The sequence below is a fragment of the Niastella yeongjuensis genome, assembly GCF_900110245.1.
In the GTDB taxonomy this organism is placed as follows: Bacteria; Bacteroidota; Bacteroidia; order Chitinophagales; family Chitinophagaceae; genus Niastella; species Niastella yeongjuensis.
Map to the genome: position 1 here is coordinate 478,335 of NZ_FOCZ01000001.1, position 18,506 is coordinate 496,840.

Genomic DNA, 18,506 nt, shown 5'->3' on the forward strand with positions numbered 1-18,506 from the left:
TCAAATTTACTGTTAATAGGGGGTTTAAACCATTAAAATTCTTCTAATATTGGGTGCGTTTTTGTGCGGACGAAAGCCTTCAACCTCAGTGTTTACGGCACTTTAAGATAAAGGTTTTTACTAATTGGCGGTAAAGAACCCCGCTTATAAGACTTGTTTTATTGCCTGCTTTTGTATGCTGAAATATGCAATCAAATAATCTTACATTTGCGAACCCAAAATCAAAAGAGTAGCCTTGGCGGATATTATTCATTTATTGCCCGACAACATTGCCAATCAGATAGCGGCCGGAGAAGTAATTCAGCGCCCAGCCAGTGCCGTAAAGGAGCTGCTGGAAAATGCTGTCGACGCCGGTGCCACTGAAGTGAAATTAATTATCCAGGATGCTGGCAAACAGCTGATACAGGTAATTGATAATGGCAAGGGCATGAGTGAAACCGACGCCCGTATGAGCTTTGAACGCCATGCTACCTCCAAGATCCGTAATATCGACGACCTGTTTCACATTCGCACCATGGGTTTTCGGGGCGAGGCCCTGGCCTCCATTGCCGCCGTTGCCCAGGTAGAACTGAAAACCAAACGCGCGGACGACGAAACAGGCACCTATTTGGAAATCGAGAACAGCGTGGTAAAACTGCAGGAGCCGGTGGCCGCCACCAATGGTACCAGCATTGCCATGAAGAACCTGTTTTTCAACGTGCCTGCCCGCCGCAATTTCCTCAAAAGCAATGCAGCCGAAATGCGGCACATTATCGATGAGTTTATGCGGGTGGCGCTGTCGTTCCCCAATATATTTTTCTCTCTAACCAATAACGGTACACAAATATTCCACCTCGAAAAAGGCAGTCTTAAACAACGCATTGTTCAGGTGATGGGCCAGCATTACAATGCCCGGCTGGTTACCGTTCAGGAAAAAACCGATTACCTGAACATCTATGGCTTTGTTGGTAAACCCGATACTGCCAAAAAAACCCGTGGTGATCAATACTTCTTTGTTAATAACCGGTTCATCCGCAGTGCGTATTTAAACCATGCGGTGATGAGCGCGTTCAAGGAAATGATCCCGGCAGACAGCTTTCCCTTATATGCCCTGTTTATTGACCTTGACCCGGCCCAGGTAGATATCAATGTACATCCTACCAAACAGGAGATCAAGTTTGAAGATGAGAAGATCGTATATGCATTTGTGCAGGCGGCCGTAAAACATGCGCTGGCCCAGTTCAGCATTACCCCCACCCTCGAGTTTGACCTCGACCCTACCATTCAACAACTGGATGCCCTAAACAAACCATTTACGGAAGATCAACAGCAGGCTGCCCGGTCTTCCGATCTGGCTAAAAATTTCTCGCAAAGAGGCCAGGCCCACTTTATCAATCCCAGCGATAAAGCAGAACTGAAACACTGGAAAGACTTCTTTGATAAAGATGGTACTCCTCCTCCAATGGAGGGGGGCGGAGAAAGGCCTGCCACTGGTTACGGTCAAAAAGAAGAGAAGTTCGAATCATTACTGGATAAACTGAAGAAACAGGAAGGCGTTGGTGACTATGTGCCCCCCGCCCAAAATTATACAACCTTTGCCAAACAACTGGTTGATGACAACGCCCTGTTGTTCCAGTTGCACAGCAGCTATATTGTAGCGCCAACTGCCCGGGGTTTTATGCTCATTCACCAGCAACTGGCGCACGAACGCATCTTATACGAGCGCTTTGCCGCCGCTACAGTAGGCAAAAGCATCCCCGCCCAGCGCAGCCTGTTCCCCGTTACGCTGCAGCTGTCAGCCGCTGATGCAGTATTGTTAATGGAATTGGCCGGCGACCTGAACCAACTGGGTTATTTGATTGAACCCTTTGGCACCAATGCCTTTGTGGTACAGGGCACACCAGCCGATGTATCGACAGGCAATGAAAAACTGGCCATAGAGAATCTGTTGGAACAATATAAACATTTCAGCAGCGATCTTAAGTTCTCCCGCCGGGAAAAACTGATCCGTTCGCTGGCCTGGCAGCAGGCTATAAAACCGGGCACCTCACTCTCTCTCGATGAAATGCGTGGCCTTACCACCGACCTGTTTAAGTGCGCACAGCCCAATGTAACGGCCAGCGGCAACCCCACTTATATTGAATTTAAAAAAGACTACCTGGAGCAATTATTTAAGCGTTAACAACGACTGTCCCTTAGGCTGCCTCCTTTTTTTATCTTCCCAGATATTATACCGCAGGTAAAACTGAAGGCTTTTATTTTTATCGAACACATATGGCGACAGCGGCGGGTTTACCTGTATGCTGACATAATTATTGAAAGCCTGGCTGTATTGAAGCCCTACAGTAAACCGGCTCCAGTAATAGCTCATATCAACCAGTAACCGTACTTCACTCCCATTCAACCGGTTCGATAACGAGTCGTTCTTAAACTGGGTAAAATAATTCTGCACCAGGTATTCCTGCGGCGGCCCCAGCGGACTATACCGCTTTTCAATTTGTTCGTATTGCGCCACCCCACTTAACAGGTTGGAATATTGTAGCCCCGTACCCATATAAAAGTTCTTGAGCGGACTGTGATAAATAGTAAGCGGAATATTAAAGTAATACAATTTACGGGCAGTAATATTAGTTACCTGCTCCATAATAGTGGGGCCTTGCTGGTACCTTACCTGGTTTTGGTATAACAACAGGGGATGTATAAACTGGGGTGCCTTAAACTGCAACCCTGCCTGTAAATAGGTTTTGTTATTGAAATGATACTGAAAATGCGGCGATGGAATATAATCAGAGATCGTATTAACGCCTGCCTTGCTGTTGTAGGCCAAAGGCTCCTGATCTCCAATAGGGAATCCCATGGGCAACGATAAACCAAAGGCAAAGGTTTTATCCTCATTTGTACTAAAGGGAGATTTGCGACGGCCCGATTTCTTCGTGGCCACGGCCTTATCAGGGAACATATAGTAACTAAAATCCCGTTGTACCATACCCGAGGGCGAAATCACAGCACCGCCGGTATAATTGATCTTATAAGTAACCGGCGATTCCTTTAACCCGGCCGACGGCAGCGATGGCAACGACCGAAGGGGTGGCAGAATCGTTGGTTTATACCTAAAGGGATCCTGTTCCCCGGCGCCTTTCCGTGACCGGTTTTTATTTGCCCCGGCCGTAGGGTGGTTTACGGGGTGCTGACCCTTTTGTTTTTTAAACTTGCTTACAGCAGCACCGCTCATTACAACTACGCCCGCATCAGCTGCGGCCTTTTTGCCACTGTGGGTGTTTGACCGGGGCTTGCGATTGCTGTTTGATGGATGGTTTTTTACAGTTCGTTTATTATCATTTTTTGAATCAACAGCGTAAATATTTTTTCTATCAGGAGATATTTTATTGTTATCGGTCGGGTTGTTTGGGACTTTACTGGTTGTTTCCGAATGGGGCACAAGGATATTGTTTCCACTACTTCGCGCCTTGGCAGCATTGTCACCAGGTGCCAATTCGTTATTACCATTGTTAGTAACAACAATATCCGGCTGCTGGTTATTGGAAACCGCAGCATCGGCAGGGGTACTGGTAGTAGTAGCCGCATATGCTGCCCCTGGCAGTTTTTTATTTTTTGTAGCGGGTTGTTCAACATTTTTTTCTGTTGAAGCAACGGCTGATGCGTTTTTGTTGTTAACGGTTTTAATAGTGCCGGCAACAGATTGATTACGTTGTTCTTTAGTAATAAGCTGTTTGCCGCCAAACCAGGTTCCCACTAGCATGGCCACTATAACAGTGCCGGCAACCCACCAGCGGTATGAACCACCAGGAGCGCCTCCACCACGCGGCATATCGTTATCAAGCAGCGTCTTCATTTGCTGCCAGTTTTGGTCAGGGTCGCCAGGTGGCGGTAGTTGCACCAGTTTCTCCGCTAAGTGTTTTTCGTATGGATGTTTCAGGTTCATCACATTTACACTTGCAAGGTTTGTAATAGTTTTTGCAGTTGTTTGCGGGCCTCGCTCAGGTGCCATTTACTGGTACCTTCACTAATACCCAATAGGTTAGCAATTTCCCGGTGATTGTATCCTTCTACTACATACAGGTTAAACACCGTTTGGGTAGCCGGTGATAACTTTTGTACGAGCAATAAAACTTCATGGGAAGACATGCGTTGTATGGCGTCTGCATCAATGGCTGGTTCATCTACTTTCTCCAGTTCAATGTGCGTATGGAATTTGCTGCGTTGCCGTACAAAGTCAATAGCAGAATTGATGATAATGGTCCTCACCCAGGTATACAAAGAAGCACGGCTCATATCATATGTATGAATGTTCTTGAATACCTTCAAAAAACCATTATGCAATACCTCTATTGCATCTTCCTGGTTGCGGGTATATCGCAGGCAAATAGATGCCATGGGCCCATAAAACTTCTTATACAAGCGTTCCTGGGCCTTGCGGTTGTTATTGATACAACCATTGATCAGTTCTATATCAGTAGCATTGGTGGACAATCAAGCCTGTTGTATGGTGTTGATCTAATAAACCTGACTTGTTCTTTGAATGCTAAATTTCTCTTTAGTTTAACGGCCAGTTGCCAGTTGCTGATAATAATACGGAGTAGGGTTACAATACGGTTGGGGAGAAAAAGAGAAAATTGAAAAACTTTGTTAATACCGGTCCCGGATCCCATTCAAAAAAGCCTCAACCCGCTTGCGGATGGTGCCTGCGCTGCCAGTGTGGTTATTCACCAGAACAGAGAAAATCAGCAGCTTGTTCTTTTTAGTATACAAATACCCGCTAAGCGCTACAACGCCCGACAGGGTACCGGTCTTGGCAAATATATAATTACTATCCTGTTTGTACAAATTACTCAATGTGCCCCTGCCGCCGGTAGGCAGTATCCCTTGCAGCCTCTTCATACCTATTTCCTGTTTCATTTTCTGTAACAGCATCACAAAGTCGTTGGGTGTAAACAAGTTATAACGGCTTAGGCCACTACCATCTACCCAACGGGGCTTTTGTGGCAGCTCACGCAGATCAGTTTTTAACAGGGTGTCTATGATCCTGCCGTCATTCATTTCGCCCAGCTTAGCCTGGCTCACCATCAACAGCGTTTGTTCCGCAAAAAAGTTATCGCTGCGGTACATCATCGGCTGTAACAAAGAATCGAGGGGCTGCGAATAAATGGTATTGAGTACAGGCGGCTGCTTTCTAAAAACCTCCTTATATCCAATTTGTTTTCCTATTGTATCGGGCAGCAGTTCAATAGCCGACTGAATGCCATGGGTCACAAACGGCACATCCTGTTCTTTCTTCTTTTCGGTTCCCTCGGTGATCATAAACAGGTTTTCGGCCCGGTCACGTTGTACAAAAAACGCTTTACGCGTAATACCGGCAAACCGCACTTTCCAGTTTATTTCAGGTATTGAATAAATAGAAGGGGTCTGTCCTTCCTGGTTTTCATTACTAACGCCCTCTGCAATTTCCTGTACCCAGTGGATCATATTGCCATATACCGGCAGCGCACTGCGCTCGGCCATATAGGTATCGTTGTAATCATTCCACGACCAGCCGGCGCCCAGGGCTTCTTCTTTCCAGTTGGTGTCGGTGATATACAGGTGTTTTTTTGTTCTTTGCAGAAACTCAATAACCGGTTGTTTCCTGTAATCGCTGTGTAACAAACTGGGGTCACCCGTACCTGTCAGGTATACAGCGGTGTCATTCTCCCAATATCGGATACCGGGCAGGCTGTCGCCCAGGTATTTCAGCGCTGCATAACAGCTGAACAATTTGGTATTGGAAGCCGGAACAAAATATTTTTCACCATTGTGATTATACAGGTATTTATTGGCTGATGCATCAAAAACACTAATGCCCACATGCGCATGCGCCACGCTGCTATCGGTGAACAGGTCTTTATTGGCTGTTTTGGAGATCTGGCGTTGGGTTGAACAGGAAGCCAGGACAAACAATATGGAATATTGAATGATGAATGTTGAACGTTGAAGTAAACTACCAATTCTATTAAATAGGGTATCAGTTTGCCACATAGCCATTAGATTATACCATTAAGATTTCTAAACTTCAAAATTCCATACATACCCCGCCTGGCGGGTTCAACATTCAATTAGCAGGCTACATGCCCCTTTCCTGTGCGCGAAACCAGCGTTCAGGAATTTCATTATTGCTGGCCAGCAGGTAATCTTTGTACGAGCAGGCAATGAATTTTTTATCGGGCATTTGCATCCACCAGCGACCGGTTTTTTTGCTTTGTAAAAAAACCGTTTCTATTTCAGAAAAAACAATATTGAATTCGTTGAACGAATCCTTTTCTTCCATTTTGGCTTCACGCTGGCCGCGGTAATAACCATCTACCACATACCACAACATATGGCTGATCTGTTTGGCAGTAAGCTGGTTTTTATCCAGGTTGGGTGCATAGCCATAAATACCAATGGTGCTTACATTGGCGCTTAACCCTGCATATTGCATCAGCACGCAGGCTTCTTCACCTGTTAAGCCGTTGGGTGTAATATGATTGGCCGGGGCGTAGGCGTTGGCAATAGCCGCAATATCAAAACTAAACAACTGCGAGCTGCGGATCACCGGTTCCATTTCCTCGATATGCTCTTTAACATGTCCCACGCGGAAACAATCAAAACGCAGTTTGTCCATGGTTTCAAGTATGTGCGGGTGCACATAATAACTTTGGAAACCTATATGATTGTAATGCTTTATAAAATTGGGTTCGCCGGTGAGCATTTCCATTAAAAAATTCTCCGACCGGTTGCGCGATTCCATACTCAGGTCTATCAGTGAATCTACACAGGTGGCCTCTATGATCTGATTTTTGCTGGTATAGGAATGGTATTGCGCCAGGGTAAGATCGTGAGAACCGCCCAGGATCACTACCGTTTTGCCGGCACCGGTGAGTTCGGCCAGTACGGTTTTAAGGGCGGCATATGTATCCTGCAAGCCAGAGCCCAGGATGATATTGCCTATATCAACCAGGTTTACATCGGAATGCCATTGATATAATGCGTAAAACTGACGGCGAATGGCGTCGGGGCCCGAAATCCCGGGTTGTAAATGGTTACCTCTAACCTCGTTGCAACCCAGCAGTACTATGTCGGCAGACCGCAGGTCAGGGATCTCCTCGTCTTCATATACCACTATTTTTTTACCGATCTGCCCGTCTTTATAACCTTCATCTTCCGATAACATGTACCGGTTCACAGGTTGAAGAAAGTCGCCAATATTTAATGTATCCGACATTTGAGCGCAAGATAAGCAACGGTACGATATATTAAGTTTACAATGCTTAACTTTGCAATGTAAAGTTAATCAACGAGCATGGATGAATTGTTACAACAAATAGCAGCGTATAAACAGGAAATTGAGAGCACACCCGCCAATGGAGCTGATTCCCTGGAGGCTTACCGTATTAAATTCCTGGGTACTAAGGGTATTGTAAAGAACCTTTTTACCGAAATGAGGAATGTTCCGACCGATAAAAAGAAAGAATTCGGGTTGATCCTGAACGATTTCAAACAACTGGCCGAGGCTAAATACGAAACCTGGAAACAGCAACTGGATGGCTCCGGGGATACAGGTGCAGCTGCCGTTGATGTAACCCTTCCCGGCGATCCCCTGCCATTGGGCACCCGCCACCCCATCAACCTGTTCCTCAACCACGTGATCAGCATCTTCAACCGCCTGGGTTTCTCTGTAGCGGAAGGCCCTGAAATTGAAGACGACTGGCACAACTTCACCGCATTGAACCTGCCCGAGCACCATCCGGCGCGCGACATGCAGGATACATTCTATATTCAGCAAAATCCCGACTGGCTGTTGCGTACCCATACCAGCAATACGCAGATCCGGGCTATGGAAAAAGGGCAGTTACCGATCCGCATTATATGCCCCGGTCGTGTATACCGCAACGAAACCATCAGCGCCCGCAGCCACTGCTTCTTTCACCAGATCGAAGGATTGTACATCGATGAAAATGTTTCCTTTGCCGACCTGAAACAAACCCTGTATTTCTTTGTGCAGGAAATGTACGGCAAAGATGTAAAAGTACGGTTCCGCCCCTCCTATTTCCCCTTCACCGAGCCCAGTGCAGAAATGGATATCACCTGTCTGTTGTGCGGTGGCGAAGGCTGCCCCGTGTGCAAACGCACCGGCTGGCTGGAGATCTTAGGTTGCGGTATGGTACACCCGAAAGTGCTGGAGAATTGTAATATCGACCCGGAAAAGTACACCGGCTTTGCATTTGGGATGGGTATTGAACGGCCAGCCCTGCTTAAATACGGCATCAACGATATTCGTTTGTTCAGCGAAAACGACGTGCGGTTCCTGCGACAGTTTACGAGCGCAACTTAACCACCCACAACTCACTAAAATGGTTCGAACAATTTGCGTCTGCGGCGCAGGCACCATGGGCAGCGGTATTGCCCAGGCAGCCGCCCAGCACAACTTTCATGTTATATTGTACGATGTAAATGAAGGAATGCTCAACAAAGCCCGATCGGCTATGGAAAGCAACCTGCAAACCCTTGTGCAAAAAAACAAGCTCACCGCTGAAGCCGGCAACGGCATCATGAGCCGCATTCAGTTTGCTTCCGATACCAACGACTGCCTGGCCGACCTGGTCATTGAAGCCATCGTTGAAAAACCGGAAATAAAAGTGAGTTTGTTCAACCAGCTGTCAGAAGTAAACCACGGCGATGTGGTTTTTGCCACCAATACCTCCTCCTTATCGGTTACGGAAATAGCTAAAAAAGTGGTGAACCCTCACCGGGTAGCCGGCATGCACTTCTTTAACCCCGCCACCATCATGAAACTGGTTGAAGTGGTGGCCACCCCCTTCAGCAATCAGGAAACCATCGATCTTATAACTGAAACGGCCCGGCAGATGGATAAAACCCCCGTTCTGTGCCAGGATGCACCGGGGTTTATTGTAAACCATGTTGCCCGCCCTTATTATCTGGAAGCGCTGAAACTGATAGAACAGGGAGTAACCGATTTTAATACCATCGATACCCTGATGGAAGCCTCCGGATTTAAAATGGGCCCCTTCCGCCTTATGGACCTCATTGGCAATGATATCAATTACGCCGTAAGCTGCCAGGTATACGATGCCCTGGGCAAACCCGACAGGCTGCAACCATCCCGCATTCAAAAAGAAAAAGTTGAAAAGGGAGAACTGGGCCGCAAAAGCGGTATTGGATATTACGAATACTAGCTAATAATCTCCCTTCTTCATTGTAGAAAGGTTATCTTCGTGCCCTGTTAATTTTTGCACTTGTTAACCAAAATACTCGTTACAGGCGGTACCGGCTTTATTGGCGCCTACATCATTAAAGAACTGGTAGAAAAGGGATATGCTGTGCGGGCCATCCGCCACAGCAGGGAAACCCCTTTTTTTATACCGGCGCACATCAACAACAAAGTTGAATGGGTGCCCGGCGATGTGCTCGATGTGGTATCACTCGATGAAGCCATGGAGGGGATAGACGCTGTTGTTCATGCCGCCGCCAAAGTATCCTTTCACGGTGCCGACAGAAGAACAATTAACAAGATCAATGTGGAAGGGACCGCAAATGTGGTGAACATTGCGCTGGAGAAAGAGGTGAAACGATTTGTTCACATCAGTTCCGTTGGCGCTATCGGCCGCACCGCAAGTGGAGAAACCGTAACAGAAGAAAAAAAGTGGCTCCCGGGTAAATTACACACCACCTACGCCATCAGCAAATACCACGCAGAACTCGAAGTATGGCGCGGCGCTGCTGAAGGCCTTAACATGGTGATCGTAAATCCCAGCACTGTACTGGGCTATGGCGACTGGAACACTTCCAGCTGTGCCATCTTCAAAAATGTGTACCGGGAATTTCCCTGGTTTACAAAAGGGATAAATGGATTTGTTGCAGTAACAGATGTAGCGCGGGCTGCCGTATTGCTTATGGAAAGCGAAGCAAGCAGCGAGCGGTTTATTGTAAATGGTGATAACTGGACCTTTCAACAATTATTCAATACCATCGCCGATGGCCTGGGTAAAAAACACCCGAACAAAGAAGCGACGCCCTTCCTGGGCAACGTAGCCTGGCGCATGGAAAAGTTGAAAGCCATGATGTCGGGAAAAAAACCACTCCTTACCCGTGAAAGTGCCCGCATTGCGCAAAGCATTACCTACTTCGACAACAGTAAATTATTAAAATCCCTCCCCGGATTTTCATTTACACCCTTGGAAAAAGCTATAAAAAAAGATTGCCAACAATACCTGGCCCATCTGCAACCGCTATAACTGGCAAAAAACAGTTATACATGCCCGCCCCCGCTAATATGTTAAAGAAATTTAACCTGGGACCGTTTGCAGAAGCCGGCTATCTCAATACTTTCACAGCCAGCCAAACGTTTTATTAATTACAGACTGGTTGTATATTGGAAATTATTCATATCCATCTGAAAAATAATAGTTCAAGATGAAAAATTTAATGATCCTGCTGTTATCCGTTACCTGTTATTCCGCTGCCCTGGCGCAGGAAAAAACATTTGTTGTATTGGGAAAGGTGATCGATGCAGAAACAAAACAACCAATGGTAGGAGCCTCAGCCTACTGTCAAAACACTACACAGGGAACTATTACCAATAGCGAGGGTTTGTTTTTTATGCGCCTGCCCAACGGCGGTTACGACATGGTGGTAACCTATACCGGTTTCGAAAAAAAGATAATGCGCATCAGCGCCAGTCAGCCGGCCACCGATACCATGCTGATAGAACTCGCAAAAGAAGATAAATCATTATCAGAAGTAGCAGTAGTAGCCAGTACCGAAGACCCGGATGGCCTGAACAAATACGGCAAATTCTTTAACCAGAACTTTATCGGCAATTCCAATAATGCAGGCCAGTGCACCATACAAAACCCTGAGGTGTTGCACTTCTTCTATTCTAAAAAAAGGAACCGCCTGAAAATTATGGCCAAGGAAGACCTCATCATAGTGAACTACTCCCTGGGGTATAAGATCAGGTACCAGCTCGACTCCTTCAGCTACGATTATACCAGCAATATTTCGCAATACACCGGTTCTCCCCTGTTTCAGGAAATGGATAGTACCGAGGAAGTAAAAGCGCAATGGAAAAAGAACCGGGCGCGCACCTACCTGGGTTCCCGCCTGCATTTTATGCGTTCATTTTACGATAGCACCTTAAAACAGGATGGGTTTATAATTGAAAAACTGAACGACGATCCGGAGAGCGTAAAGGGCACATTCATTACCAACCCTTATAACGAGCAGGATTATATGGTCGATAGCGGAGATGTGGAAGTAAGCTGGAATGGCCGCTACCGCATCAGTTACGATAAGGTATATCCCGACAAACAATTCCTTGAAGAATACAAACTGCCACCAACAACCCGCTTCCAGATCACAGTGCTGGACATTTCCAATGGGTTCGTTATTGAAAAGAATGGCTACTTCTACGAACAGTACGACGTGATCAATTCAGGTTACTGGGCCTGGAAAAAAATATCTGAAGGGTTGCCTTACGATTACATATACCAATAAACAATACCTGTAAGGCGTACGCGTATTAATAAAACCTTTGCATTTTAAAATACCCGCCTAAAACCTTTTTTTATACCTTCAAACGGAATTTCAAAACTGGAGGCGCGACCGGTTATGATAGCAAACTGTTAGTCTATGAGGACTCCTGCCCTCATAGCAACTGAACTTTCTATGATCACCAAACGCATCATTCAGACACTACTGCTTTTCGCCGGTTTAATAACTGTTTATACTTCCTGTGCACAGGAGTATAACTATATTCATTACGATGTAAAAGACGGACTGGCCGGTTCTACCGTATACGACCTCTGCCAGGATAAAGACGGATTCATTTGGTTTGCTACCGAAGCCGGTATCAGTCGGTTCGATGGCACTCATTTCAAAAACTTCACCACCAGCGACGGGTTGCCCGAAACGGAAATATTAAAATTATTTGCCGATTCAAAAGGCCGGATATGGATGGCCCCTTTCAAAAACAATGTCTGCTATTATTACAAGGGTAAAATTCACAACCAGGAAAATGACGCTGTACTTAAAAAGATCAATCTTCCATCTGTAATTGCCTTATTCCGGGAAAGCATTGATCAGGACATGGCTTTTTATACCAACAATTCCGTTACCATAGTCAGCGCCAACAACGCTATTTACCAATTCAAATGCAATGAGGTTACCCGCATTTTTCTGCGGCGCAACCCGCGTGGTAAAGGGTTTCAGTTAAACGTAGATGACTCCTGCTATGTAATTACCAATGGGAAAATGACATCAGTTCCCTGCGGGAGCCTTGGTGTAATGGATCTCGATCCCAGGCTGAATAAAGTAAGGGCCACCTTAAAAGTAACTGCCGAGGATTGTGATCCGGCTATTAATCATGTATTGTTTTCCAATACCTGGTCGGGAAGCTACATGGTCGATACCGTTACCTTCGATCATTATGAAGAATCATTTCTGATGGGAAAACAGATCAGCCATGCCCTGGTTGACAGTGAAAAGAACATCTGGTTCACCACGCTGGGGGAAGGCGTTTATAAACTGGCATCAAGGGCATTTAAAACCCATTATTTCTATAAGAGCCAGTCGCAGGAGATCTTTTCCCTGTCAAAGATCAACGATAAAATTTATGCAGGCGCTGCATTCGGAAGAATATACCAGTTACACGAAGCAAACATCATCGATACCATCAATGCAAATAAAGAGTTCAATACTTCATTGGGCTACGGAAGCACCAACCGCATAACCTGCCTGCAGCAATTAAAAGATGGTTCCCTGTTGATGGGCTCCGACGGCCTGTTGGTAAAAAAGACCAGTAAAGGCAATACCTTCAACACCGGTATTTTTGCAGTAAAGTCAATCGAAGAATTATCGAACGGATTGGTACTGGTAGGTACAGCCCGACGGGCTATGGTGATACAACCAAACGATCTGTCTGTAAAAGATACAATTTTTCCCAGCCGCACCACCTGTGTGTGTTTTTACAACAACAACTATTACATAGGAACGGTAAATGGATTGTATGTGGTGAACACTCATAAACAGATCCGTTATATGGGCGATGTCATTCCTTCGTTAAAACAACGCATCAGCTCATTCTGTAAATCGCCCGATGGCGGGTTGTACATTGCCACTTACGGCGGAGGCATCCTTTGCCTGAAAAACGACCAGGTGGTACACAGCATTACCACACGGGAAGGTTTATCAAGTAATATCTGCAGAACCATCTTTATAAATAATGATTTTCTGTGGGCCGGTACCGATAAGGGACTTAATAAGATCAATATCAGTCAAACACCTTATCCCGTCACCACCTATAGCACCTCAGATGGTTTGCCCACAGATATTATTAATGCAGTATATGTTGATGGGAATACCATTTACGTAGGTTCACCTGCCGGCGTTACCTGGTTCAACGAAACCCAAACAGGCCATTACTCGCAATGTAATTTGCGCATACTCGATATTTCGGTAGGTAACCAATCGCAGCCAATGAAAAACAGCTACCGGCTGGGTTACCAGGACAACAGTTTGAAAATATCCTACGCAGGCATCTCCTTTAAATCGGGTGGTAACATTTGGTATCGTTACCGGTTAAAGGGCCTTACCGATAGCTGGGATTCAACCGCACAAAATGTGCTGGAGTACCCATCCCTGCCACCGGGTAATTACGAATTTGAACTGATTGCAGTAAACAAAAAGGGCATTGTAAGTGATCCGGTAACTATTGCATTTATTGTTGATGCCCCCTTCTGGCAAACATTGCCTTTTCAGATCCTGATCATAGCCACGGTTATTTTACTCACGTGGCTGGTGGTAGCATGGCGGTTTAGTATGCTGCGTAAAAAAGAACTGGAAAGAACAACCATGCAGCAAAAGCTGAATGAGCTGGAACAAATGGCCCTGCGGGCGCAAATGAACCCTCATTTTATTTTTAATTGCCTTAATAGTATACAAAATTTTATAATAACAAACGACCTGGAGTCAACTAATCTGTACCTGAGTGAATTTGCCTACCTCATCAGGCAAACCCTCGACAATTCAGAAAAAAGCACCATTTCCATTACTAACGAAATAAGATACCTGAAGCGATACCTTGAAATGGAGATGATGCGTTTTGGCCATTCTTTCGATTATAATATTGAAATAGATCCCGAACTCGATCCTGATATGGAGCATATCCCTACCATGATATTGCAACCCTATATCGAGAACAGCATCAGGCATGGCATCAGGTATAAAGAGAACGGCGGTGGCTATATCGACATAAAATTTCTTAACAGCACCGAAGGATTTATATGCATTATTCAGGATAACGGCATCGGACGAAAAAAAGCCAATGAATATAAATCACAACTGCATGTTGAATACCAGTCAAAAGGAATGTCATTGACGGCAGAAAGAATAAATATTTTAAATCGTCAATTATCAGACCCTATAACGATTGAAATAATTGACCTCACCGATGCGCATAATCAGGCCACTGGCACCAGGATCACCTTGTATTTTCCTTATACCCTTACTTTTAAACCGGTGAAAAAATGATACGAACCATTGTAATCGACGACGAACCCAATAACATTGAAGCGCTCAAACAGCTGCTGCTGAAGTATTGTCCGCTTGTAGAACTGATCGGTGTGGCCGAAAACATCCGTACCGGGCAGGCTCTTATCATCCATACCCAACCCGACCTGGTTTTTCTGGATATTGAAATGCCTTTCGGTAATGCGTTTGAACTGTTGAACAGCCTGTCGCCCGTGAATTTCGAGATCATCTTTGTTACCGCCTTCGATAACTATGCCATCAATGCCATAAAATATTCTGCGCTGGACTATTTGTTAAAGCCGGTGAATATAAAAGAACTACAGGCGGCCGTACACAAAGCAGCTGATCGTATTAAAACAAAAAATATTACCAGCAAAATAGATACTCTGATGTATAACCTGTCGGTAAACAAACCGGTTTTACAAAAAGTGGCCCTTCCTACCCTCGATGGATTGGTGTTTGTAAACATCAATGAACTGGTTTGGCTGGAAGCCAGAGGCAGTTATACGTTTGTGTATATGCAGGACCAGCAAAAAATAATGGTTTCGCGAACGTTGAAGGAGTTTGAAGACATATTACCGTTTGAAAACTTTTCCCGGGTGCATCAATCGTACATTATCAATCATTTCTTTATAAAAAAATACAACAGGGGCCGGGGCGGCACTATTGAAATGGAAGACGGAACTACCATTGAAGTATCTATGCGCAAGAAGGATGAATTTCTGTCGAAGTTTAAATAGAGGGGAGGAATGGGTTGAAAAGTTAACAGGTTGATATGTTGATAAGGTAAAATGCTATTAATAGACTTCTTAACCTGTCAACTTTCCAACCTGTCAACGCTTACTCCGGCCGCTTAAAAAACGACCCTATTCACCTGATTATTTAATTCCTTTTATCTTTTCCCAGATCTCCGGTATTCTTTTCACCCAAACCAGCTCGCGTTTTTTATTGTTCGCCTCTTCAACCGGTGTACCAAAGTAAACTTTACCACCTTCCAGGGTAGTACCCACACCACTTTGTGCCAGTACTACCGCGTTATCACCAATGGTCAGTGTTTTGGAAACGCCCACCTGACCCCAAAGAATAACCCCGTTGCCAAGCGTTGTAGCGCCTGCTATGCCAACCTGCGCAGCCAGCAAACAGTTTGCACCTAAAACCGTATCGTGGCCAATGTGAACCATATTATCGAGCTTGCTGCCCCGGCCAATACGGGTATCGTGCGATACACCTCTGTCGATGGTGCAACCGGCGCCGATCTCTACATCGCTTTCAATAACAACCCTTCCACCACTTTCCATTTTCTTGTACCAAACCGCCCGGTCCTTTTTGGTATTGTAATAAAAAGCATCCGATCCTATTACGGTGCCCGCCTGTATGATCACATTATCACCAATAACGCAGTGTTCCATGATGGTAACATTGGGACCAATAAAACAATCCTTTCCAATGCTTACTTCATGTCCGATATAAACGTTAGGCGCTATATATGTGCCTTCGCCGATGGTTGCCGAATCACTGATTGGCTTAGCAGCGGGTTTAAAAGGGCGAAAGTGACGTACTATGGTTTGATAAGCTTCGAATGGATTATCAACTATCAGTAGTGCTTTGCCTTCCGGACACTCGGTTTTTTGATTTATGATGATAAAAGTGGCATCGGAATGCAGACACTTGTTGTAATATTTGGGATGATCAACGAAAACCAGGTCGCCTGGTTCTACTTTATGGATCTCATTTATACCAGTAGCTATTCCTTCTGTATTGCCTGAGAGTTCAGCACCAATCAAATTGGCTATCCATTTAACCGAAACAGGAGCAGGAAATTTCATAACCGATTAATTTTCGCAAAAGTAACGCACGATCACCACACCGATGGGGTATTATTCCTTTCAGTTTCATGTTTTATGATATATTATCCCCGCCTTTTAACCATTTCAATGATCTTTTTGCCAAAAAAGAAATTACAGTTACCGGCTTCATCAATGGATTTTCTTACTGTGATGTATGTATAATCTGATGGTGAAGCAAACGTGCGATAAACAACATGTGTTGTTATCACTCAACATACCGCATCTTATACAACCCGCTGCCAATGCATGTTTCAGCTGATGTAAAAAATCAAATCATGCATGCGTATATCATCGACGAAGTATAAAATCATGTTCAACATTGCACTTAACGATGAAATAAGCCATCGCTTTTCCCCATAACATAAAAAAAATGTGAATAAAATTTATTCGAATATTTTTTTAGATAGAAAAAATTATTTTTAATATTGTGGAGGGAAATTTATTTCCCGGTACTTACTAACCCATCCATATAATAAATCTCCCGGTTCACCGGGAGATTTTCATTTGTATGCATCGCTACTTTATCATTTACAAACCATACCAGGTATTATCACAGTTTACTTCCGAAGAAGGTAAACACACATTGAAAACATTCTTTACAGTGCCTGCAGATGTATATGCAGTAGGCCGGTTGGATTATGACAGTGAAGGAATATTGATACTTACCAACGATACCTCATTAAATAATCGCCTGTTAAATCCTTCCTTCGCACACGAACGGGAATATTGGGTGCAGGTCGATGGCGATATTCATGATAAAGCAATACAACAATTACAATCGGGCGTTACAATAACCATCAACGGGTCAAAATACCGCACCCTGCCATGTAAAGCAACGCGTTTTGCCCACACACCGCCAGTACCCGAACGCAATCCACCCATTCGTTATCGAAAAGAGATCCCAACCAGTTGGGTTAAATTGATTTTAACAGAAGGAAAGAACCGCCAGGTTCGAAAAATGACTGCCCAAACCGGCTTCCCTACCCTTCGGTTGATCCGTTATCGTATTGGTGGCATCACTTTAGATGGTTTATTACCCGGTGAAATGCGTGAAATGAATAAAAATGACATCTATACCCGTCTTTTTGGGTGAGTTGCCAATTTATAACAGCGGAACCTTGACCTTGCCCGCCATAGCTTTAGCGAAGGCGGGTGCCTTCTGCCTTTATTTCATTACCTTGCTAAAAAAAGGTACGTTATGTTGAAATCAATGACCGGCTTTGGAAGAAGTGAACAAACCGTGGGAGATAAAACCTTCCTGGTAGATATTAAATCACTGAATGGAAAACAATTTGAACTGTCGCTAAAGATCCCGGCTTTCCTGAAGCCCTTTGAGTTTGATATCCGAACGTTGTTATCTAAAAAACTCGGAAGAGGTACCATTGATTGTACCATCAGCCTTAAAGAAAGCGGCGCCGCCAAACCCGTAAGCATAAATACCGACCTGGCTAAAGCCTATTATCAACCCATTGCCGAATTATCAAAGGCATTGAACCTCGATCCCTCCCATATCTTAAGCACCCTTATTAAACTGCCCGAGGTGATCACTCCTACCGGTGATACCCTAACCGATGATGAATGGGCGCAATTTGAAAAAGTAATTGAAGCCGCTATGGCCAATCTTACCACGCACCGCCTGGAAGAAGGTAAAATAATGGAAGCTGACCTGTTATTACGCATAACCAATATTCAAAAACAACAGGAGATCATCGCTACCCTGGAACCTTTACGTAAAACAAAGATCAGGGAAGGGTTAACCAAGGTGTTGGAAGAAAATGTGGGGAAAGAAAACTACGATCCCAACCGCCTGGAACAGGAGTTGATCTATTATATTGAAAAAATAGATGTTAGTGAAGAACAGGTTCGCCTTACCACCCATTGCGAATATTTTAAAGCCATTCTGAATGAACCAGAAGAAGGAAAAGGTAAAAAACTGTCGTTTGTACTGCAGGAAATAGGCCGTGAAATAAACACCACCGGCGCCAAAGCCTACGATTCTTCCATTCAGAAATGTGTAGTACTGATGAAAGACGAGTTGGAAAAAGCAAAAGAACAGGTGTTGAACGTATTGTAAAAGTTACCGGTTACCGGTTATCCCGC

14 protein-coding genes are annotated in these 18,506 nt (G+C 44.8%); 9 read left to right on the forward strand and 5 right to left on the reverse strand.

Going from position 1 to position 18,506, the window contains the following annotated elements:
• Positions 1–235 precede the first annotated feature (235 nt).
• On the forward strand, positions 236–2,161 hold the full coding sequence (mutL, locus tag BMX95_RS02190) for a DNA mismatch repair endonuclease MutL (RefSeq protein WP_081199055.1): 1,926 nt from the start codon (positions 236–238) through the stop codon (positions 2,159–2,161).
• Here mutL and BMX95_RS02195 read toward each other — a convergent pair.
• The 4 genes from BMX95_RS02195 to BMX95_RS02210 all read right to left on the reverse strand — a co-directional run bounded on the left by BMX95_RS02195 (position 2,147) and on the right by BMX95_RS02210 (position 7,234).
• Complete coding sequence (locus BMX95_RS02195; RefSeq protein ID WP_133053890.1) at positions 2,147–3,925, reverse strand: porin family protein; 1,779 nt, start codon at positions 3,923–3,925, stop codon at positions 2,147–2,149. The two genes, mutL and BMX95_RS02195, sit on opposite strands and share 15 nt — an antisense overlap.
• A gap of 2 nt (positions 3,926–3,927) precedes the next feature.
• A complete protein-coding gene (locus tag BMX95_RS02200; protein WP_081199053.1) occupies positions 3,928–4,470 on the reverse strand; it encodes an RNA polymerase sigma factor in 543 nt (180 codons plus the stop codon).
• Between the two features lie 156 nt (positions 4,471–4,626).
• Positions 4,627–6,009, reverse strand: coding sequence for a D-alanyl-D-alanine carboxypeptidase/D-alanyl-D-alanine endopeptidase (gene dacB, locus BMX95_RS02205; RefSeq protein WP_165758880.1), 1,383 nt, complete (start codon positions 6,007–6,009; stop codon positions 4,627–4,629).
• A gap of 85 nt (positions 6,010–6,094) precedes the next feature.
• Entirely contained in the window at positions 6,095–7,234 is a 1,140-nt protein-coding gene (locus BMX95_RS02210; RefSeq protein WP_081199051.1) for an arginase family protein, read from the reverse strand.
• Between the two features lie 78 nt (positions 7,235–7,312).
• Between BMX95_RS02210 and BMX95_RS02215 the strand changes: the two genes are divergently transcribed.
• The 6 genes from BMX95_RS02215 (at position 7,313) to BMX95_RS02240 (ending at position 15,299) form a co-directional block, all read left to right on the forward strand.
• Positions 7,313–8,344, forward strand: a complete 1,032-nt coding sequence (locus tag BMX95_RS02215) for a phenylalanine--tRNA ligase subunit alpha (RefSeq protein ID WP_081199050.1) — start codon at positions 7,313–7,315, stop codon at positions 8,342–8,344.
• A 19-nt stretch (positions 8,345–8,363) separates the two neighbouring features.
• Positions 8,364–9,206, forward strand: coding sequence for a 3-hydroxyacyl-CoA dehydrogenase family protein (locus tag BMX95_RS02220; RefSeq protein ID WP_081199049.1), 843 nt, complete (start codon positions 8,364–8,366; stop codon positions 9,204–9,206).
• A 60-nt stretch (positions 9,207–9,266) separates the two neighbouring features.
• Positions 9,267–10,265, forward strand: coding sequence for an NAD-dependent epimerase/dehydratase family protein (locus BMX95_RS02225; protein WP_081199048.1), 999 nt, complete (start codon positions 9,267–9,269; stop codon positions 10,263–10,265).
• 178 nt (positions 10,266–10,443) lie between these two features.
• Complete coding sequence (locus tag BMX95_RS02230; protein ID WP_081199047.1) at positions 10,444–11,526, forward strand: carboxypeptidase-like regulatory domain-containing protein; 1,083 nt, start codon at positions 10,444–10,446, stop codon at positions 11,524–11,526.
• Between the two features lie 135 nt (positions 11,527–11,661).
• Positions 11,662–14,559 (forward strand): sensor histidine kinase, encoded by a 2,898-nt coding sequence (locus BMX95_RS02235; protein ID WP_081199046.1) that lies wholly within the window; start codon positions 11,662–11,664, stop codon positions 14,557–14,559.
• Positions 14,556–15,299, forward strand: a complete 744-nt coding sequence (locus BMX95_RS02240) for a LytR/AlgR family response regulator transcription factor (RefSeq protein ID WP_081199045.1) — start codon at positions 14,556–14,558, stop codon at positions 15,297–15,299. Before BMX95_RS02235 ends, BMX95_RS02240 begins: the two co-directional genes overlap by 4 nt.
• Positions 15,300–15,437: 138 nt before the next feature.
• Here the strand turns inward: BMX95_RS02240 and BMX95_RS02245 are convergent, their stop codons facing one another.
• Positions 15,438–16,385: a UDP-3-O-(3-hydroxymyristoyl)glucosamine N-acyltransferase gene (locus BMX95_RS02245; protein WP_081199044.1), complete on the reverse strand. Its 948-nt coding sequence runs from the start codon at positions 16,383–16,385 to the stop codon at positions 15,438–15,440.
• Positions 16,386–16,914: 529 nt separating this feature from the next.
• On the opposite strand from BMX95_RS02245, the gene BMX95_RS02250 reads away from it, so the two are divergent.
• Both BMX95_RS02250 and BMX95_RS02255 read left to right on the forward strand, forming a co-directional pair.
• A complete protein-coding gene (locus BMX95_RS02250) occupies positions 16,915–17,499 on the forward strand; it encodes a pseudouridine synthase (RefSeq protein ID WP_081199043.1) in 585 nt (194 codons plus the stop codon).
• A gap of 105 nt (positions 17,500–17,604) precedes the next feature.
• A complete protein-coding gene (locus BMX95_RS02255; protein WP_081199042.1) occupies positions 17,605–18,480 on the forward strand; it encodes a YicC/YloC family endoribonuclease in 876 nt (291 codons plus the stop codon).
• Positions 18,481–18,506 lie beyond the last annotated feature (26 nt).